This window comes from Chryseobacterium gallinarum (assembly GCF_001021975.1).
Lineage (GTDB): Bacteria > Bacteroidota > Bacteroidia > Flavobacteriales > Weeksellaceae > Chryseobacterium > Chryseobacterium gallinarum.
Genome location: NZ_CP009928.1, coordinates 706309 through 720267, shown reverse-complemented (window position 1 = coordinate 720267; position 13959 = coordinate 706309). Strand labels below are relative to the sequence as shown.

Annotated in this window: 11 protein-coding genes; 3 read left to right on the top strand and 8 right to left on the bottom strand. The window is 39.9% G+C overall.

The features are described 5' to 3' along the window. Window positions 1–52 precede the first annotated feature (52 nt). Window positions 53–466 (top strand): VanZ family protein, encoded by a 414-nt coding sequence (locus OK18_RS03325; RefSeq protein ID WP_053327075.1) that lies wholly within the window; start codon window positions 53–55, stop codon window positions 464–466. Here OK18_RS03325 and proC read toward each other — a convergent pair. From proC to OK18_RS03305, 4 genes are all read right to left on the bottom strand, one after another. Continuing rightward, window positions 456–1259, bottom strand: a complete 804-nt coding sequence (gene proC / locus OK18_RS03320) for a pyrroline-5-carboxylate reductase (RefSeq protein ID WP_053327074.1) — start codon at window positions 1257–1259, stop codon at window positions 456–458. The two genes, OK18_RS03325 and proC, sit on opposite strands and share 11 nt — an antisense overlap. Window positions 1260–1587: 328 nt before the next feature. Further along, window positions 1588–2601: a UDP-N-acetylmuramate dehydrogenase gene (gene murB / locus OK18_RS03315; protein ID WP_053327073.1), complete on the bottom strand. Its 1014-nt coding sequence runs from the start codon at window positions 2599–2601 to the stop codon at window positions 1588–1590. Between the two features lie 3 nt (window positions 2602–2604). Continuing rightward, window positions 2605–3093 carry a hypothetical protein gene (locus OK18_RS03310; protein ID WP_228377684.1) on the bottom strand — a complete coding sequence of 163 codons (489 nt, stop codon included), beginning with the start codon at window positions 3091–3093 and terminating at the stop codon, window positions 2605–2607. Between the two features lie 5 nt (window positions 3094–3098). Further along, window positions 3099–4304 (bottom strand): pyridoxal phosphate-dependent aminotransferase, encoded by a 1206-nt coding sequence (locus tag OK18_RS03305; RefSeq protein WP_050019853.1) that lies wholly within the window; start codon window positions 4302–4304, stop codon window positions 3099–3101. Between the two features lie 223 nt (window positions 4305–4527). Here OK18_RS03305 and OK18_RS03300 point away from each other — a divergent pair, with 223 nt between their 5' ends. Beyond that, window positions 4528–7029 (top strand): fibronectin type III domain-containing protein, encoded by a 2502-nt coding sequence (locus tag OK18_RS03300; protein ID WP_053327072.1) that lies wholly within the window; start codon window positions 4528–4530, stop codon window positions 7027–7029. A gap of 212 nt (window positions 7030–7241) precedes the next feature. Continuing rightward, complete coding sequence (locus OK18_RS03295) at window positions 7242–7697, top strand: DUF1801 domain-containing protein (protein WP_053327071.1); 456 nt, start codon at window positions 7242–7244, stop codon at window positions 7695–7697. Between the two features lie 205 nt (window positions 7698–7902). On the opposite strand, the gene OK18_RS03290 is transcribed toward OK18_RS03295, so the two are convergent. The 4 genes from OK18_RS03290 to OK18_RS03275 are packed head-to-tail and all read right to left on the bottom strand — an operon-like array spanning window position 7903 to window position 13865. Continuing rightward, on the bottom strand, window positions 7903–9171 hold the full coding sequence (locus OK18_RS03290) for a TolC family protein (RefSeq protein WP_082129253.1): 1269 nt from the start codon (window positions 9169–9171) through the stop codon (window positions 7903–7905). Then, window positions 9161–12256, bottom strand: a complete 3096-nt coding sequence (locus OK18_RS03285; protein WP_174441946.1) for an efflux RND transporter permease subunit — start codon at window positions 12254–12256, stop codon at window positions 9161–9163. Before OK18_RS03285 ends, OK18_RS03290 begins: the two co-directional genes overlap by 11 nt. A 26-nt stretch (window positions 12257–12282) precedes the next feature. Further along, entirely contained in the window at window positions 12283–13383 is a 1101-nt protein-coding gene (locus OK18_RS03280) for an efflux RND transporter periplasmic adaptor subunit (protein WP_053327068.1), read from the bottom strand. After that, entirely contained in the window at window positions 13380–13865 is a 486-nt protein-coding gene (locus OK18_RS03275) for an MgtC/SapB family protein (RefSeq protein ID WP_082129123.1), read from the bottom strand. The genes OK18_RS03280 and OK18_RS03275 overlap by 4 nt, the downstream gene beginning before the upstream one ends. Window positions 13866–13959: the final 94 nt, after the last annotated feature.

Here is a 13959-nt window from a genome sequence, read left to right as displayed (position 1 = left end):
ATTATTTTAACATACAAATTTAATGTTTTTGAAATGAATATATTAGCACTCCATGTTAAAGAAAATATATAAAATTGTTATTATTCCTTATACCCTGTTTTTGCTTTATCTGATGTTTCTGGGTATGGGCAGGTTTCAGTATGAAGATAACCTGATCAGGGTGGAACCGGTGTTTTCAACGATAGACTTTATTCAGAATTCCATTAGCTGGAAAAATGTCATCATGATTGTACTGGGAAATATTGTTATGTTTATTCCTTTCGGTTTTCTTGGCTGGATTGTTCCGGAACTAAAAAATTTGAAAAGCTTACTTTTTGCTTTTATCTCATCCATTGTCATAGCAGAAGCGCTCCAATACTTTACAAGAATGGGGATATTTGAGGTGGATGATATTATTTTAAATACTTTTGGAGTCTATTTGGGATGGCTCCTGTGCAGGTATACTGAAAAACGGTTTAGCTGTTGAGCTCTTTAGCCCTTTTTTCAGCATTCAGAATTCCCAGTTTTAGAATTTCTTTAAATTGATTATCCTCAAATGTTTTTAAAGCAGCTTCAGTGGTTCCGCCTTTGGATGCAACATCTTTTATCAGTTCCTCAAGGTTTTTTTCCGAGTTATTGATGAGATGATAAGCTCCCAGCATGGTTTGCTTTACAAACAGTTTAGACAGGTTTTCTTCAATTCCCATTTCGATTCCTGCTTTGATCATGGCATCAATAATGTAATAGAAGTAAGCAGGGCCACTGCCCGAAAGAGCGGTAACACCATCCAGGAGTTCTTCTTTTTCCAGATAAACAGATCTGCCGGTACTGTTCAGTAATCGTTCAATATTAATAAGTTGGCTGAAAGAGATCCCGTCTGCAGCAGTGTATCCGGTGATTCCCATTCCCAGAAGGGTAGGAGAGTTTGGCATTGCTCTTACAACAAGCGGATGATTCAGTGATTTTTGAATTTTCTCAATATTGATTCCTGCCATGATGGATAGAACCATTTGGCTTTCTTTTAAGGTAAATGATAAGTTTTGAGCCACTGTCTGAAAATCCTGAGGCTTTACAGCAATGATGATCAGGTCTGCATCAAGTTCCTTTACCATTTCAAAAGTGGAGATTTTTGATTTCGGGAACTCTTCTGCTATTTTGGCTGTTTTCGCTTGATTTCTGATGATCAGATGAAGATTTTCAGGTTTGATAAGCTCGTATTTCAAAAATGATTTTGAAAAAGAAAGTCCCATATTTCCGGCTCCAAGAATCGCTATTTTCATAATGTGCTTTTATTTTTTAGCTAAAATAAGAATTTATAGGGACAGGATATGGATTAAAATGAATGATTTGTTGTTACAGGTCTTAAGAGTATTTTGTCCGAATACCTTTCTCAATGTGATGACTTTCAGAAAAACCACAAGTGTACAAGTGAGTTCATCGGTATATTAATAGCGATTAAAAATAAAGTGTCCCGCAGGTTTCCATAAGTATCCCATCTCGTTATCTGTGAAATCATCGAGACAATAATTTTAGAATAAATAAATCTAACGTCTTACCGGTCAACTTAAGAATAAAAAAGGCTGAATTCAAATTGAATCAGCCTGTATGTTATATTATATTGACTTCCCGTTCCAGTTCTATTCCAAATTTTTCTTTTACGGAATTGATGATTTCTGTAGAAAAATCGAAAATTTCTTTCCCTGTGGCGTTTCCTGTAGCATTGATGATCACCAGGGATTGTAGTTGATGCGAGGCTACATTTCCGATCTGTTTTCCTTTCCAGCCGCATTGTTCAATCAGCCATCCGGCAGGGACTTTTACCTTATCTCCGTTAGGATATCCCTGAATGTTTTCAAATTTTTGTTGCAAACTTTCAAATTGAGTTAAAGGAATAGTGGGGTTTTTGAAAAAACTTCCGGCATTTCCGATGACTTTAGGGTCGGGTAGTTTACTTTGCCTGATGCTGATCACAGCTTTGGAAACATCCTGGATGGTAGGATTGGTAATTCCTGATTTCTCCAGTTCAGATTGAATAGCTCCATATTCTGTTTTTATATGATGATCTTTCAGGGTAAGTTTAAAAGTAACTTCCAGAATAACATATCTGCCTTTTCCTTCCTGTTTGAAGATGGAGTCTCTATATCCAAACCTGCATTCCTCAAGGTTGAATGTTGTAATCATCATATTGTCTAAATCCAGCACCTGGCAACTGACAAAAGTATCTTTGATTTCAGTGCCGTAAGCGCCGATGTTTTGCATGGGAGAGGTGCCTACGTTGCCGGGAATTAAGGAAAGGTTCTCGAGTCCGCCATAGTTTTTCTGAAGGCAGTAGCTTACAAATTCGTGCCAGTTTTCTCCTGCCTTTGCGGTGACAAGGATTTCGTTTTCATTGATGTTTTGTTCAGAAATTCCTTTTAAATCAAGTTTAATGGCAAGACCATTAAAATCTTTTGTAAGCAGGATGTTGCTTCCTCCTCCTAAAAAAAGAAGCTGAAGAGAATGAGATTTTGAGAAAGTAATGGCCTCTTTTAATTCTTCAATGTTGTTTACCTCAGTAAAATATTGTGCTTTAGCATCAACACCGAATGTATTATAAGGTTTTAAGGAAAAATTTTCTTGCATGTTTTATTGGTATTCTTTAGGAAGAATCAGGACTAACTGTTCTTTAAACTGTTGAAGTTGTCTGTAATGTACGGTATCTGCAAAAGAATTGACGTAGATATGAGACTTTGCCGGAGTACGTATCTGAAAAGTTTCATCAATTCCGTCTACCGGTTGTTGGCTTGGAGAGCTTTTGATATCGTCAAGATCATTCACATTGATCGGAGAGATAAGCCGTTTCCAGGTATCAATATTGATGGACGAAGCCCATTCTTTATGTGTTTTATTGGCTGTAGCCCCTTTTTCTGCGAAAACAGAATCTTTTGTAACTTTAACAATGGTATATTCGCCTAATGTACCACCGATATGGGACATACTGATAAAAGTTATTTCGTTTGAAGTCCTGTTGCCGGTAACCGGTACTGTTTCTTTTTTATCACAAGAGAAAAATGCCGACAGCAAAAGGATCGAAAACAGAATTTTCAGATATAATTTTTTTGTTGTCGGCATCATCTGTATTACAGGCTAAATTCTTCTCTGTATTTTTTTAGGGCATCTTTAAGGATTTCAGCACTTCTCTTCAGATCTTCTTCTTTCAGGACGTACGCAATTCTTACCTGTTTTTTACCCAGTTCGGGATCACTATAGAATCCTCCGGCCGGAGCCACCATGATGGTTTCGTTATTAAGGGAATATTTTTCCAGCAGCCATTGTGCGAATTTTTCAGTATCATCCACCGGAAGTTCTGCTACACAATAGAAAGCTCCTCTCGGTTTAGGGCAGATTACCCCCGGAATAGCATTCAGAAGATCAACTAAAATATTTCTTCTGTGGGTGTATTCTTCCCTAACAGCCCTGATATAGGCACCATCGTTCTGGTGTGCTGCAGTAGCGGCAATCTGACCTAAAAGAACCGGGCTTAATCTTGCCTGGGCAAAAAGCATAGCGGCATTACGGATTTTTTTGGAACGGGTCACCATACACCCGATTCTTACTCCACACATGGAGTAACGCTTCGATTCTGAATCAATAACGATGCAGTTTTCGCTTAGCTCGGGAAAGTCAAGGATAGACACCTGTTGTTTTCCATCATAGACATATTCCCTGTATACTTCGTCAGAGATGATGACGATATCATATTTTAAGGCAATTTCGGCAAGCTTTTGAAGCTCTTCACGGGTGTAAAGGTATCCTGTAGGATTGCCCGGATTGCAAATGATAATTGCCCTTGTCTTTTCTGTTATTTTTTTCTCGAATTCTTCAATAGGAGGTAGTGCAAAGCCTGTATCAATGGTAGATGATACTGCTACTACATTTACATCAAAAGTACTGGTAAAACCGTTATAGTTTGCATAGTACGGCTCAGGGATGATGACTTCATCACCCTCATCACATAAAGTGGAGATGGCAAAGTTAAGTGCTTCAGAACCTCCATTGGTTACAATGAAATGATCCGGTGTTATATCTGCAAAACCTAATGACTGGTAATACTCTGTAAGGGCTTTCCTGTATTCCAGATTACCCTCAGAAAGTGCATATTCCAATACTTTTAAATCGATGTTTTTTAAAGCATTTAAAGCTGTTTCCGGAGTTTCAATATCAGGCTGCCCGATATTAAGATGATATACTTTTATTCCTTTCTGTTTTGCTTGTAATGCAAAAGGAACCAGTTTTCTTACCGGCGATGGCGGCATGTGCAGTGCTCTGTTTGAAATGTTCGGCATTGTTCAAAAAATTTGTATGACAAAAATAAGATTTAATTTCTCAATAAGGAAATTAAGAAACAAGAAGAAGCCTGTGTTGCTTGTAATATTGCTTTAATACACTAAAATATTTAATATTCGGAATACTGATGTTAGTTTATTTTTAATTATTAATTAAATATTTATTAATATTATTGTTTTTATATTGATATTTTTCTTAATTTCCAACACAAATGTAAATAATATGATAATAAATTTATTTTCCAGAGTTTTGCCTGTCATTACTCTTTTTCCGGCTTCTGTTTTGATGGCCCAGAATTATCAAACAATGCCTGTTGCTTCAGGATATACGGCTGATGTGATTGCCAACGGGGTAGGTTCTTCAGTAGTTTCTACCAATAATGACGTAGATGGAGTTTCTTACGCTTTTGTTGCTAAAGATTTTCAGCTGACATCCACAAGTCCAGCTATTACCTATGGTATTCCTGTTGATGGAGTTATTAATTCTGTGGTAACAGCAACGCCCGGATTGAGTTTTCAGTTAGGAAGTCTAAGTGCCAATAATTCCTTGAGACTAGCTGCAGTAAATGATTCAGGAACTTTAACATTTACAGCAGCAAAAGCAGCAATTAAATTGTATATGCTTGCTGTTAGCGGAAGCGGTACTTCTACAGTCAGTGTAGCAGTGAATTTTACGGATGGCACATCACAAACATTTTCAAACATCAGCCTTGCGGACTGGTATAACGGTCCTAACTTTGCCATCCAGGGAATAGGAAGGATTAAGAAACCGGGTGCAACTCCTGCCAGTGGTGATGACGTTCCATCCCCTGAAGGAGGAACAAATCCAAGATTATATCAGGCCGAGTTAGCTATAGATGCTGCGAACCAGGCGAAACCAATACAAAGTATAACGGTAACCAAAACAGGCGGCTCTGGTATACCGAATATTTTTGCATTTTCAGCAGATGCCTATTCAGATTGCGCTCCTCCTGTATTGCAGGCGGTTTCAGGGATAACAGCAAATTCTGCATTTGTTTCATGGACCGCTCCGGCCAGTGCTGTAAGTTATGATGTATATCACAGTACTTCCGGTACCGTGCCTGCAAGTACGGTAACACCTACCTATCCGGGAATAGCAGGTACAAATACCACTATAGATGGTCTTACGCCGAATACAACCTATTATTATTGGGTAAGAACGAACTGTAATTCAACAACGGGGCAAAGTGCCTGGTCTTTTGCCGGTACATTCAAAACGGCCTGTTCCACTTTTTCTGTACCTTATACGGAAAATTTTGATACGACCAGTACAGGTTCTTCCACGAATAGTAATGCCCCAAGTTGCTGGAGCTATCTGGAAAGTCCATCATTTACAGGGTATGGTTATGTAACGACATCTAATAATTATTCGGCACCTAATGCTTATTATCTCAATAATTCAACAGCTACTACCGGGAGTCAGATGTTAGTTTCACCTCCTACTGTAAACCTTTCAGATGGTACCAAACGCGTAAGATTTTATGCCAAAGGAGGAACGAATGGAAATACGCTGTTAGTGGGAACTTTATCAAACCCTGCTGATCCGGCTTCTTTTACTCAGATTGGCTCCCCTGTTACTTTAACAACTACTCATACACAATATACTATTAATATTCCTGTGGGTACTGATTTGCAACTGGCATTTAAAAATGGTATGGGAGGTACATCCCGTTCTATTTATATTGATAATATTACCGTTCAGCAAATTCCTTCTTGTATTGAACCTACTGCTGTTACACCTTCGAATGTTACAATGAACTCTGCAACGATTGATTGGACAGCACCTACTTCAGCTCCGGCAAACGGATATGAAGTATATTACAGCACCAACAACACTGCGCCTACTGCTACGACTGTTTTAGATGCTACGAACTCAGTAACTTCTGCCACAACTTCTGCTCCATTAAATTCGTTAGCTTCCGATTCAAACTATTATGTATGGGTAAGATCTGTATGTAGTGCTACGGACAAAAGTATCTGGAGTGAAGCTGTAGCTACATTCAGAACAGGTTATTGTGTCCCTACATCTACCAATCAGAATTCCTGGATTTCTGCCTTCACCTCTACAGGAGCAATTACGGATATGGCTTATACATCTGCTTCCGGTGCGGCAGGAGGATATCAGAATTTAACTACATCCAGCAATAAAATTACCAATACCGCAGGAACCAGTACTTCAATATCTTTAACAGCAGGAGGTCCTACATGCGGATTCGGGGTTTGGATAGACTGGAATAATAATTTAACTTTTGAAGCTTCGGAAAGAATGTTTGTTACTTCCAACTATACAACAACTATTTCCGGATCTATTACCCCGCCGGCCGGAACACCTGCCGGAAATTACAGAATGAGGGTTTTGGCTGATTATAATTCTTCAGTGCCTTCAAACCCTTGTGCAGCGATGACGAGAGGAGAGGCTATTGATTTTATATTCGAAGTGGCTGCATCACTGGCAACTTCAGAAGTAAATGCAAAGAAAAAAGGAGCCGATTTATATCCTAATCCGTTTAAAGATGTTCTGCATATCGGGAATACAAAAGATATGAAATCCGTAACCATTACGGATGTAGCGGGAAGAGTAGTAAAGGCGATAGATTACCCGGAAAAAGAACTTTATTTAGGAGATCTGAATACCGGCCTATACTTGGTGACAGTGTATTTCAAAGACGGATCCCAGTCTACAGGAAAAGCGATAAAGAAATAATTGTATTTGATTAATAATTCCAGGAGGTAGCTATATTGTATGTAGCTGCCTTTTTTATGAAAAATAAAATTTTTAACAAAATGAATTGTTGTTAATATCACCTCAACAGAAATTATAAGGTAAGGTTAAACAAAAAATGGTGTTTTTAAAACAATGCGTTTTGACAAGTAAATAATATTGTGAAATAATTGTATTTTAGAAAAAAATAAAATATGCAGATTCAGGCGGTTTCTATAGAAGATTATATTTCCAGGATTCCTGAAGAAAGACAGGAATCTTTCAGAAAACTTTTTGATACGATCAGTAATAATTTACCCGAGGGTTTCGAAGAAAACACAGGGTATGGTATGGTAGGCTGGGGTGTTCCCCTGAAAACTTACCCGGCCGGTTATCATTGTACGCCGGGATCACCGTTACCGTTTATTAACCTGGCTTCTCAAAAGAATTTTATAGCGTTGTATCATATGGGGCTTTATTCCACACCGGAACTGTTAGACTGGTTTGTCTCAGAATACCCTAAATATTCCAGGAAAAAGCTGGATATGGGCAAATCCTGCGTCCGTTTCAAAAAAGTGGAAGATATACCTTTTGAGCTAATTGCCGAACTGAGTAAAAAAATGACTGTCCAGGACTGGATCGGTGTTTATGAATCCCAGTATAAGAAATAAAAAAATCCCTGAAATCGTATAAATTTCAGGGATTCGTTTTGAATGAGGGAGACTAAAAGGGAAGCTGGAAGGAAAAGACAGGAGTAATTGTTCATTTCTCATGTCTTAAAAGGAAAATATTATAATTTTAAAAGGTTATTAATTGGCTCCTTAGTTATTTCCTGCTTTAAAACTTTTCTCTTCCAGCTTCCTTTCTTTCCGCTGTTTACAGCTCAATATCCCAGATTCCCGCTTTACGCTCAAGCTCAATTAAAGCTGCTGCATTATCGGCAAGGGCCTGATAGTAATCTTTTCTTATTCCGTTATAAGTTCTCTGTGCATTCAGGACTTCGAGGATGGAGCTTTCCCCTCTTTTATAGCTATACGTAATGCCTTCCAGAATGTTTTCTGCTTCCGTCAGCATTCCGTTGTGGAATTGTTTTACCTGCTTTTGGGTAGCTCTATATTGCTGATAAGCCTGCATCACTTCGGCCCGTATCCCCTGTTCGATCTGCTGATATTCAACTTCGGCACGGGAATGGACCATTTCTGCTATTTTCAGACCTGCATTTCTCCGGTTGGAAAATTTCAACGGGATACTAATGCCTAATTTTACAGCATTTACGGTAGGAGAAGGCGCTATTTCATTGGTAGCTTCAGTGTGGTGCTCGGCTCCCGCACTGATTCCAAGATCTATGACGCGGTTGGCCCTTTCAAGATTAATCTGGCTTTTGGTGACTTGTATATTTTGTTTGGCTGCCAATACATCTGCCCTTTCGTTCAATGCATGAAGAATTAAATCATCAAGGTTAAAATCCCTGTTAAAAGCGTTAAAATCTCCGGAAACATCCCTGTCTGCTATTTTCTCATCACTAAGAAAAACCGACAGATAGGTGAGAGCCTGTTGCCCGGCACTTTCGGCTTGGTATACTTCATTAAGAAGGGAAGCTGCTTCTAATTTACTTTGTTTTGAAGTAATCAATGAAATTGTTCCCAGACGATACCGTATGCTGTCTGATTTTGCGAGCCGCACAATATTTTGATATGAATCCTGTTGTACCTCAAGTAACGCTTTTGCCTTTAATACTTCCACATATGCTAAACTGGCATCAGCCCGGAGGTTTCTGAAAAAATCCTGTAACTGTATTTTACTCAGCTCCCATTGGGTTTCAGCCAGGTTGATTCTGGCTTTTCTTTTTCCTCCCAACTCAAGAGTCCATCCGATGGAAGTTCCGTAAACGTGTCCCATATTTTTATTTACCCCGTTATTGGTAGTTTCCAGTTCCCATTGAGGATCAGGAAACATACCTGCAGACTGAACTGAAGCTTCTGCGATGCTTACATTGTACTTTTGAGAAGCATATCCAAGATTTTGCTTTCTGACGAGACTCAGGTATTCTTCAAAACGTAGAACTTCTTTCTCCTGTGCCTTTACTGTACCTGCCATGCTTAATATTGCAACAGATATGATGATAAAATAAATACTAATCTTCATTGGATACCAGGTTTTGATTTTCATTGCGACGCTCAGCCATAAAATAAATAGCAGGCAAAATGAATAATGTTAAAACAGTAGAGAACATCAGTCCATAAACAATTACCGTTGCCAGCGGCCGTTGTACATCAGAACCGATACCTGTTGCCAGCGATGCCGGAAACAATCCGATGACAGCAACCGTTGCGGTCATCAATACGGGCCGGAAACGATCTTTTGCCCCCTGGGTTACGGCAGGTCTGAGAGCATATCCTTTTTTGCGCAGATCATTGATGTGAGAAATCATAATCACCCCGTTCTGAATGGCAACTCCAAATAACGCAATAAAGCCTACAGCTGAAGATACATTCAGAGACATGCCCCGTATATTGAGTGCCAGCATACCTCCAAATAAGGCCAACGGGACAATAGAGATCAGTACCAATGCCTGCCTGAAATCACCAAATGCCCCATACAATAACAGAAACATAACAGCTAATGCCAATGGAACGATAAATGCCAGCCTGGAGTATGCCCTGCTCTGGTTTTCGAATTGACCTCCCCATTTGATGTGGTATTTTTCGTGGTCATACTGAATATATTTTTCAATTGTATCCTGAGCTTTTTTCAGAAAAGAGGAAAGATCCGTGCCTCTTAGGTTGAGCTTTACAGTAAGGTGACGCTTATTCATTTCTCTTGTGATGGTACTTTCCCCGGTGCTTAATTTTACTTCGGCTACTTGTGATAATGGAATTTTAGCTCCGGAAGCTGAAGTCAGCATCAGGTTCCCGATTTTATCAGGAGTGTTGCGGCTATTTTCAGTATATCGGCAGGAAATATCATAAACCTTATTTCCGATAAAAATCTGGGAAATGGCTTTTCCACCCAATGCTACCTCGATGAGGTCTGCCACATCCGCTACATTCAGGCCGTATTGGGCAATTTTATCCCTGTCTGCAATAATCTGCAACTGAGGCAAAGGAGGCTCCTGGTCAATGGCAAGATCGGCTGATCCGGGAATTTTGTTCAATATGGATAATACATTTTCTGCAATTCTCCGGGTTTCTTTGAAATCTTCTCCATATACTTTTACTACCAATTCACTATGTGCCCCGGAGATTTTGTCCATAACCCCGTCAATCATCGGCTGAGAGAATCCCACGGTAAATCCGGGCATTTCTTTATAATCTTCAGCCAGTTCTCTGATCAAATCCGCTTTTGTTTTTCCGGAAGGCCACTCGCTGTAAGGTTTTATCCCGATAGAAACTTCGAAATGGGAGGCTGTCCACGGATCGGTACCGTCATCATTCCGCCCGGCCTGTATCATCATATAGGTAATTTCTTTATGTTTCAATGTCCTGGCACGCAGAGTGTCACTCATTTCCTTTGATTGGGCTAAAGAAATGCCGGGAGGTAACTGTACCTGTAGCCATATGGAGCCTTCATCCAGTTCCGGAAGAAAGTCTTTTCCTACCGTGTAGGACAGAACTCCTGCAGATAGCAACACAATACCTATGGGTAACATTACTTTCTTAGGAGCCTGGAGTATTTTTTCGATTCTCTTTCCATAAGCATTCCCTGTTTTTTCCAGCCATTTGTTGTGGTATAGCTTTCTGGGTTTCCGATAAATCACATAAGCCAATCCGGGAATGAGCAGTAATGCCACGGCAAGAGCTCCTAATAAAGCATAGCCTACTGTAAAAGCCATTGGGGTAAAAAGTTTTTTCTCTACCCTTTCAAAGGCAAACAACGGCAAATAAGCAGTCATAATAATAATCGTGGAAAAGAAGATCGGTTTGGCTACTTCAATCACTCTTTGGGTAATACTTTTTTCTTCCAGTATTTCTTCCGGGTTTTCTTCCCTCTTTTTTAAGATGGTTTCCAGCATCACAATAGCTCCGTCTACGATAATCCCAAAGTCTATAGCTCCAAGGGAAAGAAGGTTGGCCGGAATATCGGTAAAATACATCAAGATAAATGCAAACAATAAAGAAAGGGGGATTGTGATGGCCACCAATAATGCTCCTCTCCAGCTTCCAAGGAAGACAATCAGCACAATAATGACCAGTACAATGCCTTCAGTCAGGGTATGGGAGACCGTGCTGAGAGTGGTCTTTACAAGGTCGGTTCTGTCCAGGAAAGGATGGATCTTTACACCGGCCGGAAGAATTTCATTGTTTAATTCATCTACCGCCTGGTGAATTCCTTCAAGAACCTGTGACGGATTTTGCCCTCTTAATAAAAGTACGATGCCTTCAATACTTTCAGAGTAATTACGTTCCCTGTCGGTATATCCCAAAATTCCTTTTCTTTCCAGGTTCCCATACTTTAATGTTCCTATATCATTCAGGAAAACCGGAACTCCATTTTCGGTTTTTACAACAATCTTTCCAAGATCATTTAAATCCTTCACAAGGCCTATTCCGCGGATAACATATGCTAAATTTCCATGGGGTAGCATGCTTCCCCCGGCACTTACATTATTTCTGGAAATAGTTTCCGTAACTTCAGACAGGGCCAAACCGTATTGTTCAAGTTTATGAGGATCTAATTCTACCTGGAACTGGGTGGTAATTCCTCCGAAATTGGTAACATCTGCAATTCCTGAGACCTGTTTGATACGCGGAATAATGACAAACTTCTGTAAATCTGTCAGTTCCCGGAGGCTATAATTATTACTTTCAATGATATAGCGGTAGACTTCGCCGATGGGAGAGGTAAGGGGATCAAGTCCGGGCTGTGCATCATAAGGCAGGGTAACATCTGACAACCTTTCCTGAATACGTTGCCTGGCCCAGTAATCGTCGACACCGTCATCAAAAACCATAGTAATAATGGAAAGCCCGAATGTACTTTTACTTCGCATGACATGCATACCCGGAAGGCCGTTTAGGGAACGTTCCAGTGGAATGGTGATTTGTTGCTCTACCTCTTCAGCAGCAAGTCCGGGTACCTGTGTGACAACCTGTGAGGTAACGTCTGCAATATCGGGATAGGCTTCAACGGATAATCTGGTCCATGAGTAATACCCGAAAAAGCCCAGTAGAAGGAAGAGGGCCAGCATCAGCCATCTCTTCTGTATAGAGAGTGTAAGTAATTGCTTCATAATTTTTGATTTTTGCTACAAAAAGCCTATCTCGCATCCGGTAGGTAGATCCCTCCTTCAGTTATTATGATTTCCCCGGTCTTTAAGCCTGAGATAATCCTTGTCGTTTTCTGATCCGTTTCTCCGGTGGCTACCATACGTTTGGTAAATTGGTTTTTCCCTGTTTTTACCCATACATACTGTGAGCCGTCGCTTTGCATTAAGGCTGTTACAGGGATCATAATTGTTTTTTCAGGAGCTGTTGAGAAATTAACGGTAGCATACATTCCTGGTTTTAGCTTTCTGCCGGGGTTATCACATTCAATAAGAACCTTGATACTCCGGGTATTTTCATCTACCATTTCGTTAATATGATATACTTTTCCGGTAATATTTGTATCAGGATAGGCGCTTACTTTTACAGAAACATGGTCGCCGGTATTCACGAAACGGATATCTTTTTCCTTTACATCTCCGGAAATCCATACCCTGGAAAGTTCAGCAATAATAATAACAGGGTCGGCATCACTTTTCAGGTATTGCCCGTTTACGATTGTATTGGAAATAATTTCACCGTTAATGGGAGCTCTTACAATAAGAGGTTTTCCTAAACCGCCACCTTTACTGTTGTAGACTTTCAAGGCTGCAGACGCATTGGAAAGAGCGGTCTTCTTATTTTTAAAATCAGTTTCCGCCTCATCCAGCTCTTTCTGAATACCCACACCATGTCTTACAAGATCCTGTTGTCTTTTGTAATTTTTTTCTGCAAGCTGTACCTCGTTTAAAGCATCCGTATAATCTTTCTGGACTGAGAAATAGTCTGAAGAAAGAATTTCAAAAAGAGGGCTGCCTGCGGAAACATTCTGTCCCAGCTGAATAAACGATTTTGTAATTCTTCCTGAAAAAGGACTGGCGATTTCAGCATAATGATTGGGAATAGCCTGAATGGTCCCTGCAGACAGGATACCATCACTATGCTCTTGGCTGGTAACGACTGCCGTTTTAATCTTTTTGAAAACAGGGTTGCTTTCCGGTACAATAACATGTCCGTGTTTAAGGATAATTTCCTGTGTGTTATTTTTCCGGGATACTTCATCCTTACAGGAAGCTGTAAAAAGAATGATAATGCTTAAGAATATTTTTTTCATGATCTTAATAAAGTTGAGTGCTGTTGCTGATTTTTTGTTTTGCTTTTTTTCTTTGCGATGACCAGCTTTTTAGTCCGTGCCTTTTTTTGAGAGGATAAAGAAGGCCTTAAAAATATATTTGTGGAAACAATAAAGAAAACGGTGATGACAGCTTCTTTGGGGTAGCCCAGGGCACATAATGCTCCTATTGAAGCAGAACACCATAAAGTAGCAGCCGTATTTAATCCGCGTACCGTAAGGCCATCTTTCATGATCACACCGCCGCCGAGGAAACCTATTCCACTGACGATATAAGAGGTGATTCTTCCGGCAGCATCACCGCCAATCTTAAGGGCAACCAGTACAAATGCTGCGGAACCTATACAAACCAGGGTATTGGTACGTAAACCTGCATTTTTTTTACGCCACTGTCTCTCGAAACCTATTCCGGCACCTAAACAGAATGCAGTTAATAAGCGAAGTGTAAATTCAAATGTATTCATAACTTTTCCTTTGAAAGCTTTAAGCTGTACTGGAAAAGTCGGTACAACTAAAGCATTAAGATTGATAATTACTGTAAGGATCTGTGTCCATGTG